The organism is Streptomyces avermitilis MA-4680 = NBRC 14893 (assembly GCF_000009765.2).
Taxonomy (GTDB): Bacteria; Actinomycetota; Actinomycetes; order Streptomycetales; family Streptomycetaceae; genus Streptomyces; species Streptomyces avermitilis.
On the sequence record NC_003155.5, the window covers coordinates 7,963,725 to 7,984,301 of the forward strand.

General features: G+C 69.7%; 14 protein-coding genes and 1 pseudogene. 6 read left to right on the forward strand and 9 right to left on the reverse strand.

Annotation, left to right across the window (positions count from 1 at the left end; translation table 11 throughout):
• Positions 1-252: 252 nt before the first annotated feature.
• The gene (mtnA, locus tag SAVERM_RS34210) at positions 253-1,284 is read left to right on the forward strand and encodes an S-methyl-5-thioribose-1-phosphate isomerase (protein WP_037646444.1); all 1,032 of its coding nucleotides are present in this window, start codon (positions 253-255) and stop codon (positions 1,282-1,284) included.
• Between the two features lie 84 nt (positions 1,285-1,368).
• Here mtnA and mtnB read toward each other — a convergent pair whose 3' ends face one another.
• From mtnB to SAVERM_RS34225, 3 genes are read right to left on the reverse strand one after another with little or no spacing between them, the layout of a single operon-like run.
• On the reverse strand, positions 1,369-1,977 hold the full coding sequence (mtnB, locus tag SAVERM_RS34215) for a methylthioribulose 1-phosphate dehydratase (RefSeq protein ID WP_010988059.1): 609 nt from the start codon (positions 1,975-1,977) through the stop codon (positions 1,369-1,371).
• Positions 1,974-2,693, reverse strand: a complete 720-nt coding sequence (mtnC, locus tag SAVERM_RS34220; RefSeq protein ID WP_010988060.1) for an acireductone synthase — start codon at positions 2,691-2,693, stop codon at positions 1,974-1,976. The genes mtnB and mtnC overlap by 4 nt, the downstream gene beginning before the upstream one ends.
• Positions 2,690-3,283 (reverse strand): 1,2-dihydroxy-3-keto-5-methylthiopentene dioxygenase, encoded by a 594-nt coding sequence (locus SAVERM_RS34225; RefSeq protein WP_010988061.1) that lies wholly within the window; start codon positions 3,281-3,283, stop codon positions 2,690-2,692. Before SAVERM_RS34225 ends, mtnC begins: the two co-directional genes overlap by 4 nt.
• A gap of 611 nt (positions 3,284-3,894) precedes the next feature.
• Here SAVERM_RS34225 and mtnK point away from each other — a divergent pair.
• Positions 3,895-4,920 (forward strand): annotated as a pseudogene (mtnK, locus tag SAVERM_RS34230) (S-methyl-5-thioribose kinase); the annotation flags it as partial.
• Between the two features lie 89 nt (positions 4,921-5,009).
• Here the strand turns inward: mtnK and SAVERM_RS34235 are convergent.
• The 4 genes from SAVERM_RS34235 to SAVERM_RS34250 form a co-directional block, all read right to left on the reverse strand.
• The gene (locus tag SAVERM_RS34235) at positions 5,010-6,626 is read right to left on the reverse strand and encodes a glycerol-3-phosphate dehydrogenase/oxidase (protein ID WP_010988063.1); all 1,617 of its coding nucleotides are present in this window, start codon (positions 6,624-6,626) and stop codon (positions 5,010-5,012) included.
• Between the two features lie 8 nt (positions 6,627-6,634).
• Complete coding sequence (gene glpK, locus SAVERM_RS34240) at positions 6,635-8,173, reverse strand: glycerol kinase GlpK (RefSeq protein WP_010988064.1); 1,539 nt, start codon at positions 8,171-8,173, stop codon at positions 6,635-6,637.
• A gap of 107 nt (positions 8,174-8,280) precedes the next feature.
• On the reverse strand, positions 8,281-9,075 hold the full coding sequence (locus SAVERM_RS34245) for an MIP/aquaporin family protein (protein WP_010988065.1): 795 nt from the start codon (positions 9,073-9,075) through the stop codon (positions 8,281-8,283).
• A gap of 351 nt (positions 9,076-9,426) precedes the next feature.
• Positions 9,427-10,191, reverse strand: a complete 765-nt coding sequence (locus tag SAVERM_RS34250) for an IclR family transcriptional regulator (RefSeq protein WP_010988066.1) — start codon at positions 10,189-10,191, stop codon at positions 9,427-9,429.
• A 272-nt stretch (positions 10,192-10,463) separates the two neighbouring features.
• On the opposite strand from SAVERM_RS34250, the gene metH reads away from it, so the two are divergent.
• The 4 genes from metH (at position 10,464) to SAVERM_RS34270 (ending at position 18,599) form a co-directional block, all read left to right on the forward strand.
• The gene (metH, locus tag SAVERM_RS34255; RefSeq protein ID WP_037646447.1) at positions 10,464-13,988 is read left to right on the forward strand and encodes a methionine synthase; all 3,525 of its coding nucleotides are present in this window, start codon (positions 10,464-10,466) and stop codon (positions 13,986-13,988) included.
• A 215-nt stretch (positions 13,989-14,203) separates the two neighbouring features.
• Positions 14,204-14,905, forward strand: a complete 702-nt coding sequence (locus tag SAVERM_RS34260; protein WP_037646449.1) for an HAD family hydrolase — start codon at positions 14,204-14,206, stop codon at positions 14,903-14,905.
• Between the two features lie 420 nt (positions 14,906-15,325).
• The gene (locus SAVERM_RS34265) at positions 15,326-16,930 is read left to right on the forward strand and encodes an ABC transporter substrate-binding protein (RefSeq protein WP_010988069.1); all 1,605 of its coding nucleotides are present in this window, start codon (positions 15,326-15,328) and stop codon (positions 16,928-16,930) included.
• Between the two features lie 85 nt (positions 16,931-17,015).
• The gene (locus SAVERM_RS34270) at positions 17,016-18,599 is read left to right on the forward strand and encodes an ABC transporter substrate-binding protein (RefSeq protein WP_010988070.1); all 1,584 of its coding nucleotides are present in this window, start codon (positions 17,016-17,018) and stop codon (positions 18,597-18,599) included.
• 89 nt (positions 18,600-18,688) lie between these two features.
• On the opposite strand, the gene SAVERM_RS34275 is transcribed toward SAVERM_RS34270, so the two are convergent.
• Entirely contained in the window at positions 18,689-19,360 is a 672-nt protein-coding gene (locus SAVERM_RS34275; RefSeq protein WP_010988071.1) for a response regulator, read from the reverse strand.
• A gap of 16 nt (positions 19,361-19,376) precedes the next feature.
• On the reverse strand, positions 19,377-20,459 hold the full coding sequence (locus SAVERM_RS34280) for a RecB family exonuclease (protein ID WP_078234565.1): 1,083 nt from the start codon (positions 20,457-20,459) through the stop codon (positions 19,377-19,379).
• Positions 20,460-20,577 lie beyond the last annotated feature (118 nt).

Sequence of the window (20,577 nt, forward strand, 5' to 3'; positions counted from 1 at the left end):
GAGAGCGAGCAGGAGGGCGAACGTCGGCGCTGACGGGTGCGGGTCAGCCGCGACAGAGGTCGCCGGCGCACCGGCCGTGATCGAGGAAGCGGCGCATCGTGAGCAGCACACGTCCTCCTTCGCATCGGCCTTCGGGCTGCGGGTGCTGGACTGTAACACCGGTTTCCGGACACGCGTGCGACTGTCTCGAACTGTGGTTCTTCGAGGTCATGTACGGTTGCGCGCATCTTCGGAACATCAGGAGTGTCTGTTATGTCCCAGAAACTGCGCGCCGTCGACTGGACCGGAAACAGCCTCGCGCTCATCGACCAGACCGTGCTTCCGCACCGTACCGAAACCATCCAAGTCCGTGATGTGGACGGCCTGGTGGACGCGATCCAGCGACTCGTGGTGCGCGGCGCGCCCGCGATCGGGGCGGCGGGCGCGTACGGGGTCGCGCTGGCCGTGCTGGAGGGCGAGCGCGAGGGCTGGGACCGTACGCAGGTCCTTGCGGCGGTCGCCCGGATCCGCGCGGCACGCCCCACCGCGGTGAACCTCATGGTGTGCGTGGACCGCGTGCTGACCCGCTTCGACGAGGGCCTCGACGCGGTGCTCGCGGAGGCCGCGGCGGTGCAGCGCGAGGACGTCGGGGCGAACCGGGCGATGGGGGCGTACGGGGCGGACTGGCTGCTGAAGCGGGTGGCCGCCGACCGTCCGCTCCGCGTCCTGACGCACTGCAACACGGGTGCGCTGGCGACGGCGGGCTGGGGTACGGCGCTCGGTGTGATCCGCGAACTGCACGCGCGCGGACAGCTGGAAGTGGTCTACGCGGACGAGACGCGCCCGCTGCTCCAGGGCTCCCGCCTGACCGCCTGGGAACTCGTCCAGGAGGGCATACCGCACTACGTCCAGGCGGACGGGGCGGCCGCGGGCACGATCCTGCGGGGCGAGGTGGACGCGGCGATCGTCGGCGCGGACCGCATCGCGGCCAACGGCGACACGGCGAACAAGGTGGGCACGGTGGGGGTCGCGCTGGCCTGCGCGTACGCGGGGATCCCGTTCCTCGTGGCCGCTCCCACCACGACGGTGGACCTGTCGACGGCGACGGGCGACGGCATCCACATCGAACTGCGCGGCGAGGCCGAGGTGTTGGAGTGGTCGGGCATCCGGACGGCTCCCGCCGGGTCGCGCGGCCACAACCCGGCGTTCGACGTGACGCCGGGGCGGCTGGTGACGGGGCTGGTGACGGAGCGGGGCGTGCTCGAGGTCTCGGCGGGAGAACTGCCGGGGGAGCACCTGCGGTAGCCGGACCCCCGCCCGCCGCGACGAGGTGTCACCGAGGCGGTGAGGGGCCGGCGGACCGCGCACGGACCCTCGCGGCCGGCCGGGTCACCGCTGCGTGAGCTCCAACTCGAGCAGCCATTCCACGACCTCGGTGTGATGCCGGGCCTGACGAGGGTTCTCGCCCCACACATACAGCCCGTGCCCCGCCACGACCACCGCCGGCATCCGGGGATCGCGCGCCTCCTCGAGACGGTCGCCGAGCACCTTCATGTCCTGGCTGTTGGCGATGACGGGCAGCGTGACCTCGACGTCATGGGCGGGCAGGCCGACGCCCTTCAGCATCTCCAGGTCCCGGAACGCGATGCCGCCCGGCTCGCGGCGGCCCATGGCCACGGAGGCGACCGTGTGCACATGCACGACGGCCCCCGCACCGGTCAGCGCGGCCACGCGCGCGTGCAGCGCGGCCTCCGCGGAGGGCCTGCCCCCGGCGACGGCCGCACCGTCGCCGTCCACCAGGACCACGTCCGCGGGCGTCAGTTCACCCTTGTCGTGGCCGCTCGCCGTGACCGCGAGCCGCAGCGGGTCACGGGACAGGACCACGGACAGGTTGCCCGACGTGCCGCGCATCCAGCCGAAGGAGGCGAAGCGGGCGGACTCGGCGGCCAGGACCGCGCCCGCCCCCTCCAGGTCCGGAACTGACGTGTCGACGGTCATGCGGTGCTCCTTGCGATGGTGATCCCGCCGAACGACCCCGCCTGCGCGTGGTCCCCGACGCCCTGCTCGTAGTACGGCTCTCCGGGCCGCCGGACACCGACGGTCCGCCAGCCCGCGGCGCGGGCCGCGTCCAGCTCGCCCGGCCGGTCGGAGAGGAAGAGGATCCGGTCGGCCCCGGTGCCCAGCGCCGCCGCGATCGTCCGGTACGACTCCGGCTCCTGCTTCGGCCCCGCGTTCTCGGTGTCGTACAACCCCTCGACCAGCGGCAGCAGATCGCCCTCGGGGCTCGACCTGAACCACGCGCGCTGCGCGGCCACCGAACCCGACGAGTACACATGCAGGCGCACTCCCGCCGCGTGCCACGCGCGCAGCGCCGGCACCACGTCGTCGTAGAAGTGCGACACCAGCTCGCCCCGGGCGAAGCCCTCGGACCAGACGAGGCCCTGAAGGGTCTTCAGCGGCGTGGCCTTGCGGTCGTCGTCGAGCCACTCGTTCAGCGCCTTCTCGACGCGTACGGCATCGGCGTCCGGCTCGCCGAGCAACTCCCGTACCTGCGCCACCGCCCGCGCCACCTCCGGATCACCGCTCCGCTCGGTGAGCAGTGCTCCGAAACGAGAGCGCGAGTACGGGTAGAGCACGTCCACGACGAACCCCGTGGCGCTCGTGGTGCCCTCGATGTCGAGCACCACGGAGTCGATGTCGAAGACCGAACTCATGCGGCAGAACCCACGTGACCGGCGTGGATCGTGTCGTAGTCCGGGAACCGGGACGCGATGGTGGAGCCGGTGAAGCTGCCGATCCAGCCGTCCTCCTCGTGGAAGAAGCGGATCGCGGTGAAGGCGGGCCGCGTCCCCATGTCGAACCAGTGCGTCGTACCGCGCGGCACGCCCAGCAGGTCGCCCTTCTCGCAGTACACGGCGTGGACCTCGCCGTTCACATGCAGATAGAAGATCCCGGAGCCCGAGACGAAGAAGCGGACCTCGTCATCGTCGTCGTGCGTGTGCTCCTGGAGGAACTTCGCGCGCGCGGCCTTCGCCTTCACCGGGTACTCCGGGTCGTCGCTCGGGTGCAGCCCGAGCACATCGACCGTGGTGAAGCCCTCCTCGGCGTTCAACCGGTCGATCTCCGGGCCGTACGCGGCGAACACCGTGTCGCTGTCCGCGTCCGCCGGCACGTCCGCGCGGACCGGCCACTGCTCGTAGCGGACCCCGAGCGGCGCGAGCGCGGCGGCGATCTCGGCGGGGTCGGAGGTGCGGCGCACCACGGTCTCCGGTCCGGACTCGGGCCAGGTCGTCAGCAGGGTCATGGGAGCAACTCCAGGGTGCTGGAAGGGATGTCCGAATGCCGAGACGGGCATCCGGGCGCAAGCGAGGGGGAAGGGGGCGGCGCCGCGCCCCGCGCGGGAGGCGAAAAGCCGGAGATCGGGTGGCCGGAAAGCCTGTGATCAGCCGCGACACACCGCGCCGGTACAGCGTCGCATCGCTGTCGCGCCTGGTGTTGTCGTCATCGGAGCCTCACTGTCCCGGGTCGGGTGCCGGTCCCGTGATGGTAACTCCCGGCGGCCGGACGGCCGAGTGTGACGAAGTTGTTGTCTCAACTACTGAGAAACCGGGTCTCGATCTTTGACGCGTGGCTGGAAACGTTCTCATGATCTGGGTATGAAGGCGCTGCTGCTCGTGCGGCGGCTGTACGTGGACTTGCTCCGGTCAACCACAGCCCGCTGTCGCTGACCTGACCCGGAGCGCCCGAAAGCGCCCGCGCCCGCCGTGAGTTCCCCGTGTACCGGCGAGGCCCTGCCGCGTACGCCTCGCACGCGGCCCTGGCGTGATTCCTCCCCTGCCGCTCCGGACCGGCACTCCCTCTTCATCCTCTTCGCCCCGCCCTGGAGCGCCTCATGTCCCGTACCCGCCTGCCCGTCGCCGCGCTCTCACTAAGCAGGCCCTGCCCTGGGTGCGGGTGGCGGGCCCCTCCTGGCCGATGAGCCCCGAGCGCGCCGACGCCGAGGCCCGGGCCTACGAGCAGGTCGCCGGGGTCGCACCGGACAAGATCCCGGCGATCCACGGCTACGACGGCGAGAACCACGCCCTCGTCATGGAGGACATGTCCGACCTGGAGGTCCTGCGCACGGTCCTCAACGAGGGCGCCGCGTACGGCCCCGACACCTCGCGCCGCATCGGCGAGTTCGTCGCCCAGCTCTCCTTCGCGACCAGCGGCTTCGGCATGCCGTCAGCCGAGCGCAAGGCGCTGATCGCGGCCTGTGTCAGCCCCGAGCTGTGCAAGATCACCGAGGACGTGGTCCTCTCCGAGCCGTACATCGAACACGAGCACAACCACTGGCACCCCGGACTCGACGACCTGGCGGCCGCGTTCCGCGCCGACCCGCGCCTGCGCACCGAGGTCGCCGACCTCCGCCACGTCTTCATGACGAGCGCGCAGGCCCCGCTCCACGGTGACCTCCACACGGGCAGCGTCATGGTGGGCGAGCGCGACGGCGCCCCGGTCGTCCGGGTCTTCGACCCCGAGTTCTCCTTCGTCGGCCCGATCGGCTTCGACCTCGGGCTGTACTGGGCGAACACCCTGGTGTCGCAGGAGCGGGCGCGGGCCCTCGGCACGCTCACCGATCACGGTGAGCAACTCCGGCTGTCCTGGGAAGCGTTCGCGGCTCAGTTCCGCCGGCTGTGGCCGACCCGCGTCGACACCTTCTTCGACGACGCCTATCTCGACCGCTTCCTCGACCGCGTGTGGGCCGAGTCGCTGGGCTTCGCCGGTACGGAGATCGTCCGCCGCGTCATCGGCTTCGCCCACCTCACCGACCTGACAACGCTCCCGGACCCGGTACCGGCGTCCCGCCGGGCGCTGCTCCTGGGCCGGGAACTGATCGTGCGACGTGCCGAGTTGACGGGACCGGACGACGTACGGGCCGTGGTGGCGTCGCTGTCCTGAAGCAGCCGGCGGGCTACGCGAGTCCGAGACGTCCGCGATACGGGCAGGGGCGGCCCCGTAGGAGCCGCCCCTGCCCGTATCGCGGGTGGTTACTTCTTGTCGAGCAGGTCCTGCACCTTGCCCCGGACCTCGTCCGTGGCGAGGCCGCGGATCGTCAGCGTCGTACGGCGGCGCAGCACGTCGTCCGCCGTCTCGGCCCACTCGTTGTCCCGGGCGTAGACGACCTGCGCCCAGATCTCCGGGGCGTCCTGGTGGACGCGCTCGCCGAGCTCCGGGTTGTCGTTCGCCAGGCGCGCGATGTCGAAGGCGAGCGAACCGTAGTGCGTGGCCAGGTGCTTGGCCGTGTCGGCGGCCATGCGCGGGCCGGGCGCCGGGCCGTCGACCAGCAGCCGGTGGGCGACCGCGCGCGGGTTGGCGACACCCGGCAGCGGCAGCTTCTTCGGCAGCTCGTTGATCGGCTCGAAGTCCTCACCGAGCGGATGGCCCGGCAGCGACTCCAGCTTCTTCATGACCGTACGGCCGATGTGGCGGAAGGTGGTCCACTTGCCGCCCGCGACGGACAGCATCCCGCCGCGGCCCTCGGTGACGACCGTCTCGCGCTTGGCCTTCGAGGTGTCGCCGGGACCGCCGGGCAGCACCCGCAGACCGGCGAAGGAGTACGTGATCAGGTCACGGGAGAGCTGCTGGTCGCGGATCGAGAACGCGGCCTCGTCCAGTATCTGGGCGATGTCCTTCTCGTTGACCGCGACGTCGCCCGGCTCGCCCTCGTACTCCTCGTCGGTCGTGCCGAGCAGCAGCATGTCCTCCCAGGGGAGGGCGAAGGTGATCCGGTACTTGTCGATCGGGGTGGCCAGCGCCGCCTTCCAGGGCGAGGTGCGCTTCAGCACCAGGTGCGCGCCCTTGGAGAGGCGGATGGACGGAGCCGCGTCCGGGTTCTCCATCCTGCGCAGGTGGTCGACCCACGGGCCGGTCGCGTTGAGGACGAGGCGCGCGTTGACGCCGAACTCCTCGCCGTTCGTCCGGTCCTTGAGCTCCGCGCCCGTGACCCGGCCCCTGGTGAAGCGCAGGCCGGTGACCTCGGCGTGGTTGAGGACGACGGCGCCCGACTCGACGGCCGCGCGGACCGTCATCAGGGCCATCCGCGAGTCGTTCATCTGGTCGTCGCCGTACACGGCCACGGCCTTCAGGTTCTCGGTGCGTAGCTCCGGCACGTCCTGCGCGGCCTTCGAGGGGCCGAGCAGGTGCCCCACGCCGTCGCCGAACGCCGACAGCGCGGAGTACGCGAAGACGCCTGCCCCGAGCTTCGCCGCGCCGTGCGGCCCGCCCTTGTACACGGGGAGGTAGAACGTGAGCGGGTTCGCCAGGTGGGGGGCCACCTGGCGGGAGACCGCACGGCGCTCGAAGTGGTTCTCCGCCACCAGCTTCACCGCGCCGGTCTGCAGGTAGCGCAGACCGCCGTGGAGAAGCTTGGAGGAGGCGGAGGAGGTGGCGCCGGCGAAGTCGCCGGCGTCGACCAGGGCCACCCTCAGCCCGGACTGCGCGGCATGCCAGGCGGTGGAGATGCCGAGGATGCCGCCGCCGATGACGAGGAGGTCGTACGTCGCCTTGGAAAGCTGCTCCCGGGTCTCGGCGCGGCTCGGGTTGGAGCCGGAGGCCGGGTGCGTACCGAGGGCAGGCACGGACTGAAGGGTGGGCTGACTGGTCATGCGGGTTCTTACTCCTCGTCCTCGATCCAGCCCATGGTCCGCTCGACGGCCTTGAGCCAGCTCTTGTACTCACGGTCGCGGGTCTCCGCGGCCATGTTCGGGGTCCACTCCGCGGCCCTGCGCCAGTTGGCCCGCAGGTCCTCGGTGTTGGTCCAGAAGCCGACGGCGAGACCGGCGGCGTAGGCGGCGCCGAGGCAGGTGGTCTCGGCGACCATCGGACGCACCACCGGCGCGTCCAGGAAGTCCGAGAGCGTCTGCATCAGCAGGTTGTTGGAGGTCATGCCGCCGTCGACCTTGAGGGCCGCGAGCTCGACGCCGGAGTCCTTCGTCATGGCGTCGGTGATCTCGCGGGTCTGCCAGGCCGTGGCCTCCAGGACGGCGCGCGCGATGTGCGCCTTGGTGACGTACCGGGTGAGACCGGCGATCACACCGCGGGCGTCGGAGCGCCAGTACGGGGCGAACAGACCGGAGAAGGCCGGCACGAAGTAGGCGCCGCCGTTGTCCTCGACCGACGACGCGAGCGTCTCGATCTCGGCGGCGGACTTGATCAGGCCCATCTGGTCGCGCATCCACTGCACGAGCGAACCGGTGACGGCGATGGAACCCTCGAGGGCGTAGACCGGCTTCTGGTCGCCGATCTGGTAGCCCACGGTGGTCAGCAGCCCGCTGTACGAGTTGATGATCTTGTCACCGGTGTTCATCAGCATGAACGTGCCGGTGCCGTACGTGGACTTGGCCTCGCCCTCGGAGAAACAGGTCTGGCCGAACAGGGCCGCCTGCTGGTCGCCGAGCGCGGAGGCGACGGGGATGCCGCCGAGCAGGTCGCCGAGCTTGCCGCCGGTGATCTCGCCGTACACCTCGGCGGAGGAGCGGATCTCGGGCAGCATCGCCAGCGGGACACCGATGGACTCGGCGATCTTGTCGTCCCACTGCATGGTGTGCAGGTTCATCAGCATGGTGCGGGAGGCGTTGGTGACGTCGGTGACGTGCTTGCCGCCGTTGACACCACCCGTCAGGTTCCAGATGACCCAGGTGTCCATGGTGCCGAAGAGGATGTCGCCGGCTTCGGCGCGCTCGCGCAGGCCCTCGACGTTGTCCAGCAGCCAGCGGGCCTTCGGGCCGGCGAAGTACGACGCGAGCGGCAGGCCGGTCTCGCGGCGGAAGCGGTCCTGGCCGACGTTGCGGCCGAGTTCCTTGCAGAGCGCGTCGGTGCGGGTGTCCTGCCAGACGAGGGCGTTGTGGACGGGCTCACCGGTGTTCTTGTCCCAGAGCAGCGTGGTCTCGCGCTGGTTGGTGATGCCGATGGCCTTGATGTCGTCGCGGGTGATGCCGGCCTTCTCGACGGCTCCGGCGACGACCTCCTGGACGTTGGTCCAGATCTCGGCGGCGTTGTGCTCGACCCAGCCCGGCTTCGGGAAGATCTGCTCGTGCTCCTTCTGGTCGACGGAGACGATACGGCCGTCCCGGTCGAAGACGATGCAACGGCTGGACGTGGTGCCCTGGTCGATCGCGGCGATGAAGGGGCCGGCGGTGTGTGCGTCGGTCACGGTGTGCTCCTGAAAGGTCCGTATGAAAGGGGCTGTATCTACGGCGCGGTGCTTCGAGCGGTGCTGTGGTGCGAGCGGCTCTCGAGCGAGTGCTTCCAGCGGTGCTGTTATGCGAAGGCGACGTTGTATATGCCTGCGGCTATCGCGGCGCCGATCAGCGGGCCGACAACCGGGATCCAGGCGTAGCTCCAGTCGGAACCACCCTTGTTGGGCAGGGGGAGCAGGGCGTGCACGATACGCGGACCGAGGTCACGGGCCGGGTTGATCGCGTAGCCGGTCGGGCCACCGAGGGAGAGGCCGATGCTGACGACCACGAGCGAGGTGATCAGGGCGCCGATGGTGCCGAGGCCGTTGCCGTTGTCGTTCAGGCCCTGCGTGAGGATCGCGAGCACGAGGACGACGGTGCCGATGATCTCGGTGGCGAGGTTCTGCACCACGTTCCGGACCTCGGGGCCGGTGGAGAAGACGCCGAGCACGGGGCCGGCTCCCGTCTCCTGGGCCTCTACGGCCTTGGTCTTGGTGGCCTGTGCGCCCGGACCGCCGACGATCTCGTGGTCGGTGAGGTGCGCGTGGAACTGGCCGTAGTAGGCGACCCAGACCAGGGCGGCACCGATCATGGCGCCCAGCAGCTGTCCCGCCCAGTAGGTGGGGACGTTGCTCCAGTCGTTGTCCTTGATCGCGAGCGCGAGCGTCACGGCCGGATTGAGGTGGGCACCGGAAAGCGGCGCCGAGATGTAGACCGCGGTCAGAACCGCGAAGCCCCACCCGAAGGTGATGGCGAGCCAGCCGGCGTTGCGCGCCTTGGAGGCCTTCAGCGTGACGGCGGCGCACACGCCACCACCCAGCAGGATGAGTACGGCGGTACCGATGGTCTCGCCGATGAAGATGTCGGAGCTGGACACCCGCGACTCCTTTGTCCTTCGTCCAGGGGAAGCCGAACCCCGGGTCCCTCCGGTGGTTCGTGCTCTCAGGGAGAGAGAGCGATACGGCCCTTGGCGTTGCCACACTCTAACGCGTATTGCCGGTAGGTGTTCGACAATGCCGACCGATGGACGGGAGTCTTGCTTCCGCGTTACCAGCACGTCAAGAGCTCTGTTATCGAAAGCACGATCGTTATTGATCGCCACGAGTTATCGATCTTGAGGTGGCACGACGAAGGCCGGGACGCCCTTGGCATCCCGGCCTTTTCCTGTACGAACCTCAGAACCGCGCGGGGTCCCGCACGAACCGCGGAGCCGCGCGGCGTACGGACCTCAGAACCGCCCCGCGCCCAGATCCCGTGACACCGCCCGGGCGCAGTCCCGGACCGCCGCGATCAGGTCCGGACGCAGCTGCCCGTCCTTGCAGACCCGCTCCACGGCCCCGGTGATGCCCACCGCGCCGACCGGCATCCGCCGCCGGTTGTGGATCGGTGCGGAGACCGAGGCGACCCCCGTCCAGGTCTCCTCGACATCGTCCGCGTACCCGCGCGCGCGGGTCAGGTCGAGCACGCCCTCGAACTGGTCCAGCTCACTGATCGTGCGCGGCGTGAACACCTTGCGCTCGGCCTCCAGGACCTCGCTGTGCGCCACCGGGTCGTAGGCCGAGAGGACCTTGCCGAGCGCCGTGGAGTGCAGCGGCTGCATGGCCCCGACCTCCAGCACCTGCCGGCTGTCGTCGGGCCGGAAGACGTGGTGCACGATCAGTACGCCCTGCTGGTGCAGCACGCCCAGATAGACGCTCTCGCCGCTGGAGCGGGCCAGGTCGTCCGTCCACACCAGGGCGCGCGCCCGCAGCTCGTGCACATCGAGATACGTGGTGCCGAGGCGCAGCAGCTCGGCGCCCAGCTGGTAGCGCCCCGAGGCCGCCTCCTGCTCGACGAACCCCTCCTGCTGCAGCGTGCGCAGTATGCCGTGGGCCGTGCCCTTGGCGAGGCCCAGCGACGAGGCGATGTCCGAGAGGCCGAGCCGTCGCTCGCCGCCCGCGAGCAGCCGCAGCATCGCGGCCGCCCGTTCGAGCGACTGGATGTTCCGTGCCATCCCCGTCCTGCCCTCCGTCCCCTCGGCCGTCGGTCGGCGTTCGTATACCGCCCCGTTCGGCAATGTCGAACACTACCGTCCGCTGTCGACCTCTCGCCAATGGCTCGGCGCCGGCTGTTTCGCCTGAACCCCCACATGGCACACATACGGCACACCCGTCCGGCCCGTGGACGCCCCTGACCGTACGGCCCTGCCCCGGGCTACCCTGGCCGGGTGCGCCTTCCATGGGAAGCGCAAAGCCGACAGCCGTCGCACTCCAGGGAGCATCTTCCATGGCCTCGTTGCCGAATCCGTCCCCTTCGTCCGCCTCCGCCGCGAGCCGGAGCCGAACCGACGCCCTACGCGAAGCCCTCGCCACCCGTGTGGTGGTGGCCGACGGCGCGATGGGCACGATGCTCCAGGCACAGGACCCGACGCTCGAGGACTTCGAGAATCTCGAGGGCTGCAACGAGATCCTGAACCTGACCCGCCCCGACATCGTGCGCTCCGTCCACGAGGCCTACTTCGCGGTGGGCGTCGACTGTGTGGAGACCAACACCTTCGGAGCCAACCACTCGGCGCTCGCCGAGTACGACATCGCCGACCGTGTCTTCGAGCTGTCCGAGGCCGGGGCCCGGCTGGCCCGCGAGGTGGCCGACGAGTTCGGCACCGGCGACGGCCGCCAGCGCTGGGTCCTCGGCTCGATCGGCCCCGGTACGAAGCTGCCGACGCTCGGCCATGTGGGATACGGCACCCTGCGCGACGGCTTCCAGGCGAACGCCGAGGGCCTGATCGCGGGCGGCGCGGACGCCCTGATCGTGGAGACCACGCAGGACCTGCTCCAGACGAAGACCTCCGTGCTGGGCGCCCGGCGGGCGATGGACGCGACCGGCGTGGACCTGCCCCTGCTGGTCTCGATGGCGTTCGAGACGACCGGCACCATGCTGCTGGGCTCCGAGATCGGCGCCGCGCTCACGGCGCTCGAGCCGCTCGGCATCGACATGATCGGCCTGAACTGCTCGACCGGCCCCGCGGAGATGAGCGAGCACCTGCGCTATCTCACCCGCCACTCCCGCATCCCGCTGCTCTGCATGCCGAACGCCGGTCTGCCGGTGCTGACCAAGGACGGCGCGCACTTCCCGCTCGGCCCCGAGGGACTGGCCGACGCCCAGGAGAACTTCGTACGCGACTACGGCCTGTCCCTGGTCGGCGGCTGCTGCGGTACGACACCCGAACACCTGCGCCAGCTCGTGGAGCGGGTGCGGGGGGTCGAGCCCACCGAGCGGCGCCCCCAGCCCGAGCCGGGCGCCGCCTCCCTCTACCAGACCGTCCCGTTCCGCCAGGACACCGCGTACATGGCGATCGGTGAGCGCACCAACGCCAACGGCTCCAAGAAGTTCCGCGAGGCCATGCTGGACGCCCGCTGGGACGACTGCGTGGAGATGGCCCGCGACCAGATCCGCGAGGGCGCGCACATGCTCGACCTGTGCGTCGACTACGTGGGCCGCGACGGCGTCGCCGACATGGAGGAACTGGCCGGCCGCTTCGCCACCGCCTCCACGCTGCCGATCGTGCTGGACTCCACCGAGGTCGACGTCCTGCGCGCCGGACTGGAGAAGCTCGGCGGCCGGGCCGTCATCAACTCCGTCAACTACGAGGACGGGGACGGCCCCGAGTCGCGGTTCGCGAAGGTCACCCGGCTCGCCCAGGAACACGGCGCCGCGCTGATCGCGCTGACCATCGACGAGGAGGGCCAGGCCCGCACCGTCGAGACCAAGGTCGCCATCGCCGAGCGGCTCATCGAGGACCTGACGACGAACTGGGGCATCCACGAGTCGGACATCCTCATGGACTGTCTGACCTTCACCATCTGCACCGGTCAGGAGGAGTCCCGGGGGGACGGCATCGCCACGATCGAGGCGATCCGCGAGCTGAAGCGCCGCCGCCCGGACGTCCAGACCACGCTGGGCCTGTCGAACATCTCCTTCGGCCTCAACCCGGCGGCCCGCATCCTGCTCAACTCGGTCTTCCTCGACGAGTGCGTGAAGGCGGGCCTGGACTCGGCGATCGTGCACGCGAGCAAGATCCTGCCGATCGCGCGCTTCGACGAGGAGCAGGTCACCACCGCGCTCGACCTGATCTACGACCGGCGCTCCGAGGGGTACGACCCGCTCCAGAAGCTGATGGCGCTGTTCGAGGGAGCCACCACCAAGTCCCTCAAGGCGGGCAAGGCCGAGGAACTGGCCGCCCTGCCCCTGGACGAGCGGCTCAAGCGGCGCATCATCGACGGTGAGAAGAACGGCCTGGAGGCCGACCTCGACGCGGCACTCCAGGACCGGCCGGCCCTCGACATCGTCAACGAGACACTCCTCGACGGCATGAAGGTCGTCGGCGAACTGTTCGGGTCCGGCCAGATGCAGCTGCCGTTCGTCCTCCAGTCCGCCGAGGTCATGAAGACGGCGGTGGCCCACCTGGAACCGCACATGGAGAAGTCGGACGCCGAGGGCAAGGGCACCATCGTCCTCGCCACCGTCCGCGGCGACGTGCACGACATCGGCAAGAACCTCGTCGACATCATCCTGTCCAACAACGGCTACAACGTCGTCAACCTCGGCATCAAGCAGCCGGTCTCCGCGATCCTGGACGCCGCCGAGGAGCACCGGGCCGACGTCATCGGCATGTCCGGGCTGCTGGTCAAGTCCACGGTGATCATGAAGGAGAACCTGGAGGAGCTGAACCAGCGCGGGCTGTCGGCCGACTACCCGGTCATCCTCGGCGGCGCGGCGCTGACCCGCGCGTATGTCGAGCAGGACCTGCACGAGATCTACCAGGGCGAAGTCCGCTACGCCCGGGACGCGTTCGAGGGCCTGCGCCTGATGGACGCGCTGATCGGCGTGAAGCGGGGCGTGCCCGGTGCGGCGCTGCCCGAGCTGAAGCAGCGCCGGGTGCGCGCGGCCGCGGTCGAGGTCGAGGAGCGGCCGGAGGAGGGCGCGGTCCGCTCCGACGTCGCCACCGACAACCCCGTCCCCGCGCCGCCGTTCCGGGGCACCCGCGTCATCAAGGGCATCCAGCTCAAGGAGTACGCCTCCTGGCTGGACGAGGGCGCCCTGTTCAAGGGCCAGTGGGGCCTCAAGCAGGCGCGCACGGGCGACGGGCCGACCTACGAGGAACTGGTGGAGAGCGAGGGCCGGCCCCGGCTGCGCGGACTGCTCGACAAGCTCCAGACCGAGAACCTGCTCGAAGCGGCCGTCGTCTACGGCTACTTCCCGTGTGTGTCCAAGGACGACGACCTGATCATCCTGGACGAGCAGGGCAACGAGCGCACCCGCTTCACGTTCCCGCGCCAGCGCCGCGGCCGCAGGCTGTGCCTGGCCGACTTCTTCCGCCCGGAGGAGTCCGGCGAGAGGGATGTCGTCGGGCTCCAGGTCGTCACCGTCGGCTCGCGGATCGGCACGGAGACCGCCAAGCTCTTCGAGGCGAACTCCTACCGCGACTACCTCGAACTGCACGGCCTGTCCGTGCAGTTGGCGGAGGCGCTGGCCGAGTACTGGCACGCCCGGGTCCGTTCCGAGCTGGGCTTCGCCGGCGAGGACCCGGACCGGATGGAGGACATGTTCGCCCTCCAGTACCGGGGCGCCCGCTTCTCCCTCGGCTACGGCGCCTGCCCCAACCTGGAGGACCGCGCCAAGATCGCCGCTCTGCTCGAGCCGGAGCGCATCGGCGTACACCTGTCCGAGGAGTTCCAGCTGCACCCGGAGCAGTCCACGGACGCGATCGTGATCCACCACCCGGAGGCGAAGTACTTCAACGCGCGATGAAACGCGCGACGAGCCGGGCGGCGAGGTGCCGGGCTGCGACAAGCCGTGTGGCGCCGCGCGCCGCGAGGCTCGGTGACGCGCGCCGGGACGTACGTCCACGCATGCTGAGCATGCTGATCGGATAAGTCGTACACTGGTCGGTCCACTGCAGGCCGGTTGCCCTTTTGCCAAAAAAGGGCAGCCGGCCTGATCGTCCCTCAAGGAGGTGCGCCCGGATGACCAGTACGGTCCCCGCGCTCGGTACCCGTTCGGCCGAAGGCTCCGCTCTGCAGGCCGTGCTCCTCGACATGGACGGCACCCTGGTGGACACCGAGGGCTTCTGGTGGGACGTCGAGGCCGAGGTCTTCGCCGCCCTCGGGCACCCGCTCGACGAGTCCTGGCGCCATGTCGTGGTCGGCGGCCCCATGGCGCGCAGCGCGGGCTTCCTCATCGAGGCCACCGGTGCCGACATCACCCTCGCCGAACTCACGGTGCTGCTCAACGACGGGTTCGAGGCACGTATCGGCCGTACGCTGCCGCTGATGCCGGGCGCCGCACGGCTGCTGGCCGAACTCGCGGCGCACGAGATCCCCACCGCCCTGGTCTCCGCCTCGCACCGGCGCATCATCGACCGGGTCCTGACCTCCCTCGGCTCCCAGCACTTCGCGCTGACCGTGGCGGGCGACGAGGTGGCGCGCACCAAGCCGTTCCCCGACCCGTATCTGCTGGCGGCCTCCGGACTCGGCGCCGAGCCGGCGAGATGCGCGGTCATCGAGGACACGGCGACCGGTGTCGCGGCCGCGGAGGCCGCCGGCTGCCGGGTGGTCGCCGTCCCGTCGGTGGCCCCCATCGCACCCGCCGCCCGGCGCACTGTCGTGACCTCTCTCGAAGAGGTCGACCTGCCATTTCTCCGCGGCTTGATGACGGAAATGCGCTAAGCGTTCACCGAGCGTACGGAGCCGAATACGGGGAATTTCCAAGACGTCGCAGGGAGTAATTCAAGGTCGCCGGATGGCCGAATTCCGGTACCCCCCCACCGAGTTGCGAGTGTGACGTTCGCCACTCACCAGGGGGTCGACAGCGGGGGCGACATGTGCAGCTCTCCCCTTTTCGGGGGGCGGTGACGTGCCCTTGTGTCCCAATTAGTGGAACACTGTACTAATCCTTCCCGCAGCGGGTTTCCCGTGCGTCCGCAGCCGGTCTCACTGCGTGATGGGAACTCAACTCCGGTTGCTGCGAGCCGTCGTGCTGGTGCGGACTAATCTCGTCGCGAGAACATCGCCACAACCCCCCGTGATCCGCCGCGCCACCCCTGCATGCCGGGTACACGGACTCGACAGCTCTGGAGAAAATCGAGCATGAACCGCAAGACTTTGGTGCTGCCGGCGGTCGTCGGCCTGCTCGCCCCGGTGCTCGCCGCCTGCGGCGGATCCGACAGCGGGAGCAGTGGCGGCGGTTCGGTCGTCGTCGGCACCACTGACCGGTTCACCGCCTCCAGCGACGCCCCCGCGCCCGTCGACCCGGCGTACGCGTACGACGTGGGCACCTGGAACATCCTGCGCCAGACGGTGCAGACCCTGATGGTCCAGCCCCGCGGCGACGGCGAGCCGGAGCCCGAGGCCGCCGAGAGCTGCGGCTTCACCGACACCGGCAACGAGCGCTACGCCTGCAAGCTGCGCAAGGACCTGAAGTTCTCCAGCGGCAAGGCCGTCACGGCGGCCGATGTGAAGTTCTCCATCGACCGCGCCCGCTCGATCAAGGCCGACAGCGGTGTGTTCGCCCTGCTGTCGACCGTCGACACCGTCGAGACGCAGGGCGACCGTGAGGTGATCTTCCACCTCAAGACCGCGGACGCCACCTTCCCGTTCAAGCTGTCGACCCCGGTCGCCGGCATCGTCAACCCTGACGACTACGAGAAGGACAAGCTGCGCGACGGCTTCAAGATCGACGGCTCCGGGCCTTACACGATGGAGGCCGAGGAGAAGGACAACGAGCTGGTCAAGGCCGTCTTCACCAAGAACCCCAACTACAAGGGTGCGCTGAAGGTGAAGAACGACGAGGTCGAGATGAGGTCGTTCGAGGACGCCTCGGCGATGGGCGCCGCCCTCAGCAAGGGCGACATCGACCTGATGACCCGCACGATGACGCCGGACCAGATCCAGAAGCTCTCCACCGACTCGAAGGGCGACGTCAACCTCGTCGAGATGCCCGGCCTGGAGATCCGCTACCTGGCCTTCAACACCGACGCCACGACCGTCAAGACCAAGGCGGTCCGCCAGGCGGTGGCCCAGCTCGTCAACCGCGGCGAGCTGGTCTCCAAGGTGTACGGCTCCACGGCCGAGCCCCTCTTCTCGCTGGTCCCGGCCACCATCACCGGACACTCCAACTCGTTCTTCAACAAGTACGGGGACGCGAGCGTCGCCAAGGCCAAGTCGCTGCTCGCCAGGGCGAGCATCACCACCCCGGTGAAGCTGACGCTGCACTACACGACCGACCACTACGGCTCGGCCACCAAGACCGAGTTCCAGCAGCTGCAGCAGCAGCTGAACAACAGCGGTCTGTTCGACGTCCGCATCAAGGGCGAGCCCTGGTCGACCTTCCGCCCGGCCGAGCAGAAGGGCAAGTACGACGTCTACGGAATGGGCTGGTTCCCCGACTTCCCCGACGCCGACAACTACATCGCGCCGTTCCTCGACAAGGACAACTTCCTCGGCTCGCCCTACGCGAACAGCGAGATCATCGGCAACCTGATCCCGCAGTCCCGTCGTGAGGCCGACCGTCTGACCGCGTCGAAGTCCATCACTGACATCCAGGACATCGTTGCCAACGACGTACCGGTGCTGCCGCTGTGGCAGGGCAAGCAGTACATCGCCGCCCAGGACGACATCACCGGCGCCGAGTGGGCGCTCAACTCCTCGTCCACGCTTCAGCTCTGGGAGCTCGGACGCGGTGTGAGCGACTGACGCGGCACTGCCTAGACTCAAGGGGTACCGACCCCGGGCCTCGTGGAGCCCGGGGCTCTCGAGACCTGACGAGAAGGCACCTGTAGTGAACATGCGCAACCAGTGGCCGGTCCTGTCTGTCGCGACGGGGCTGGCCGCCGGCCTGCTCACCGGATGCGGGTCGGACACGGGCGACTCCGGAGGCACCGGCTCCGAGGTCGTGATGGGGATGTCCGACGACGTCCTGGCGACCGACCCCGCCTCCGGCTACGACCCGGGGTCCTGGCTGCTGTTCAACAACGTCTTCCAGTCGCTGCTGAGCTTCCCCAAGGGCGGTACGGAACCCGAGCCCGAGGCCGCCAGGGAGTGCAAGTTCACGGACACGGAGACGAAGGTCTACTCGTGCACCCTGAGGGACGGACTGAAGTTCAGCAACGGTGACGCGCTCACCTCGAAGGACGTCAAGTTCTCCTTCGACCGCATGCTGAAGATCAACGACGCCTCCGGCCCCGCGATCATGTTCCCCATGCTGGACAGGGTCGAGACGCCCGACGCGAAGACCGTCACCTTCCGCCTCAAGACCCCCGACGCCACCTTCCCCAGCAAGATAGCCTCCGGCGCCGGCTCGATCGTGGACCACAACTCCTACTCCGCGACGGGACTGCGCAAGGACGGCGGCGCGGTCGGCTCCGGTCCCTACAAGCTGGACTCCTTCGACGACGACAAGGCCGTCTTCTCCGTCAACGACAGCTACAAGGGCACCGCCAAGGTGAACAACTCCGGCGTGACCCTCACGTTCTTCCACGGCAACCAGACCGCCCTGAAGAACGCGCTGCTGAACAACGAGATCGACGCCGCCTACCGGGGCCTGGCCGCCGCCGACGTCGCCGACATCGACAACGACACGTCCACCGGCAAGGGCATCAACGTCGTCGAGGGCACCAGCGCCGAAGTCCAGCACATGGTCTTCAACATGGACGACCCGGTGGCGGGCAAGCTCGGAGTCCGCAAGGCCATCGCCTACCTCCTCGACCGCGACGCCCTCGTCAACAAGGTCTACGACAACACGGCGACGCCGCTCTACTCGATCATCCCGGCCGGGATCGCCGGCCACGACACGTCCTTCTTCGACACCTACGGCGCCCGCCCCTCGAAGGCGAAGGCGGCGGCCGCGCTGCTGGCCGAGGGCATCACCGGCAAGGTGAAGCTGACCCTCTGGTCCACGCCGTCGCGCTACGGCCCGGCCACCGACGAGGAGTTCCGGACCATCGCCGGACAGCTCAACGCCAGCGGGCTGTTCGACGCGACCGTGAAGTCCGTCGCCTACAGCCAGTACGAGAAGGACATCGCCCAGGGCAAGTACGGCGTGTACGTGAAGGGCTGGGTGCCCGACTACCCGGACCCCGACAACTTCACCGCGCCGTTCTTCGGCAAGGGCAATGTGCTGAGCAACAACTACTCCAACAGCACGATCACCGGTCAGCTCATCCCGAAGACCGCCGCCCAGAGCGACCGCGCCTCCACCGACGCGGAGTACGGCAGGCTCCAGGACATCGTCGCCGAGGACCTCCCCGTCATCCCGGTCTGGCAGGCCAAGCAGTACGCGGTCGTCCGGGACAACGTCTACGGCCTCGAGTACTGCCTCGACGCGTCGACGGTGTTCCGGTTCTGGGAGATCAGCAAGGGCTGATCCCGCGGTCGTACCTACACCGAGGGCGCCCCCTTCTCGCGGAAGGGGGCGCCCTCGACGTACACCCCGTACGGGCGCGGGGGACCCGGCTACTGCGCGCCGGGGCGCACCAACCCGCTCTCGTACGCGTACACCGCGGCCTGCACCCGGTCGCGCAGCCCCAGCTTGGTGAGGACGTGACCGACGTGCGTCTTGACCGTGGTCTCGCTGACGAACAGGTCGGCGGCGATCTCCGCGTTGGACAGCCCGCGGGCCACCAGCTTCAGCACCTCGACCTCGCGTTCGGTCAGTGTGTGCAGCGTGTCCGGGACGGGCTCGTCACCGGACGGGAGGTGCCCGGCGTACTTGTCGAGGAGCCGGCGCGTGATGCTCGGCGCGAGCATCGCCTCGCCGGCCGCGACCACCCGGATCGCCTGCACCAGCTCATTGGCCGGGGCGTCCTTGAGCAGAAACCCGCTGGCCCCGGCCCGCAGCGCCTCCACCACGTACTCGTCGAGGTCGAAGGTGGTCAGCACGAGCACCTTGGCCGGGCCGTCCCGCCCGGGACCGGTGATCTGCCGGGTCGCTTCCACTCCGTCCATCCGGGGCATACGGATGTCCATCAGAACCACATCGGGCTGCAGCGCACGCACCTGGTCGAGCGCCTGGAGTCCGTCTCCGGCCTCGCCGACGACCGCGAGGTCCTGCTCCGCCTCCAGAATCATCCGGAAGCCGGTACGCAGCAGCGGCTGGTCGTCGACCAGTAGGACGCGGATGGCCACGGTGAGTCTCCTTCAGCTAGTCCGGCCCCATTCTGCCCTGCTCCCTGCCGCCGGACTCGGGCGGCCCGATCTGGAGCGGATACGGCGGCGGAGTACCGCCGAACTCCGGGCACACGGCCTGGTGGTCGCACCAGCCGCACAGCTTGGTGGGCCGCGGCCGCCAGTTGCCCGTCTCCGTGGCCAACTGGATCGCGTCCCACAGCGCGTGCAGTTTGCGCTCGACGCGCTCCAGGTCGGCGACGACCGGGTCGTACGTCAGGACGTCGCCGCTGCCGAGATAGACGAGCTGAAGCCGCCGCGGCACCACGTTCTTCAGCCGCCACACCACGAGGGCGTAGAACTTCATCTGGAACAACGCGCCTTCGGCGTACTCCGGCCGCGGGGCCTTGCCGGTCTTGTAGTCGACGATCCGCACCTCGCCGCTCGGCGCGACGTCGACGCGGTCGATGATCCCGCGCAGCCTGAGCCCGGAATCCAGCTCGGCCTCGACGAACAGCTCGCGCTCGGCGGGCTCGAGCCGCGTCGGGTCCTCCAGGGAGAACCACCGCTCCACGAGCTGCTCCGCCTCACCCAGCCAGCGCGCCAGCCGCTCACCCTCCGGATCGTCGGCGAACAGCTCGACGACCTCGGGCCTGCTCTCGCGCAGCCGGTCCCACTGGCCGGGGACGAGGGACCTGGCACGCGGCGCGGTCCGCTCGGCGGCGGGCGCGTCGAAGAGCCGCTCGAGCACCGCGTGCACGAGCGTCCCCCGCGTCGCCGCCTCACTGGGCTTCTCGGGCAACTTGTCGATCACCCGGAACCGGTAGAGCAAAGGGCACTGCATGAAGTCACTGGCACGCGAGGGAGACAACGAGCGGGGCGGCACGGCGACGGTCACGGCGGCCGTGCCCTCGGAGGCCGCCGGAGCCGCCGACGAGGCGGCCTCGGCCGACGCCGGCGGCGCGCCCGCTCCGCTGGACGCCCCCGCCGGGCCCGGCCCGAGCCACGCGGCCGCCGGGGCCGACGCGGGGGGCCCGACCGCCGGGGACGGCGGCGCTGGCGCGGCCGGCGCGCCGTCGCCCGCAGGGTCCGGTGCTGTGCCCTCGGTGCTCGTTTCCATGACCACAGACCATACGGCCCACCACTGACAGTGACCCAGCCGCGGGCCCCGCCGCCCTCCCGCGGGCCCGCCGCTGTCCGGGCGCCGCACACGACGGCGCCGCTCTCCTTTCCGCGCC

Bases quoted from the DNA above. Each gene is read 5' to 3' on its own strand.
- mtnA (WP_037646444.1), top strand. From the start codon at position 253: ATGTCCCAGAAACTGCGCGCCGTCGACTGGACCGGAAACAGCCTCGCG.
- mtnB (WP_010988059.1), bottom strand. From the start codon at position 1,977: ATGACCGTCGACACGTCAGTTCCGGACCTGGAGGGGGCGGGCGCGGTC.
- mtnC (WP_010988060.1), bottom strand. From the start codon at position 2,693: ATGAGTTCGGTCTTCGACATCGACTCCGTGGTGCTCGACATCGAGGGC.
- SAVERM_RS34225 (WP_010988061.1), bottom strand. From the start codon at position 3,283: ATGACCCTGCTGACGACCTGGCCCGAGTCCGGACCGGAGACCGTGGTG.
- SAVERM_RS34235 (WP_010988063.1), bottom strand. From the start codon at position 6,626: ATGACCAGTCAGCCCACCCTTCAGTCCGTGCCTGCCCTCGGTACGCAC.
- SAVERM_RS34250 (WP_010988066.1), bottom strand. From the start codon at position 10,191: ATGGCACGGAACATCCAGTCGCTCGAACGGGCGGCCGCGATGCTGCGG.
- metH (WP_037646447.1), top strand. From the start codon at position 10,464: ATGGCCTCGTTGCCGAATCCGTCCCCTTCGTCCGCCTCCGCCGCGAGC.
- SAVERM_RS34260 (WP_037646449.1), top strand. From the start codon at position 14,204: ATGACCAGTACGGTCCCCGCGCTCGGTACCCGTTCGGCCGAAGGCTCC.
- SAVERM_RS34265 (WP_010988069.1), top strand. From the start codon at position 15,326: ATGAACCGCAAGACTTTGGTGCTGCCGGCGGTCGTCGGCCTGCTCGCC.
- SAVERM_RS34280 (WP_078234565.1), bottom strand. From the start codon at position 20,459: ATGGAAACGAGCACCGAGGGCACAGCACCGGACCCTGCGGGCGACGGC.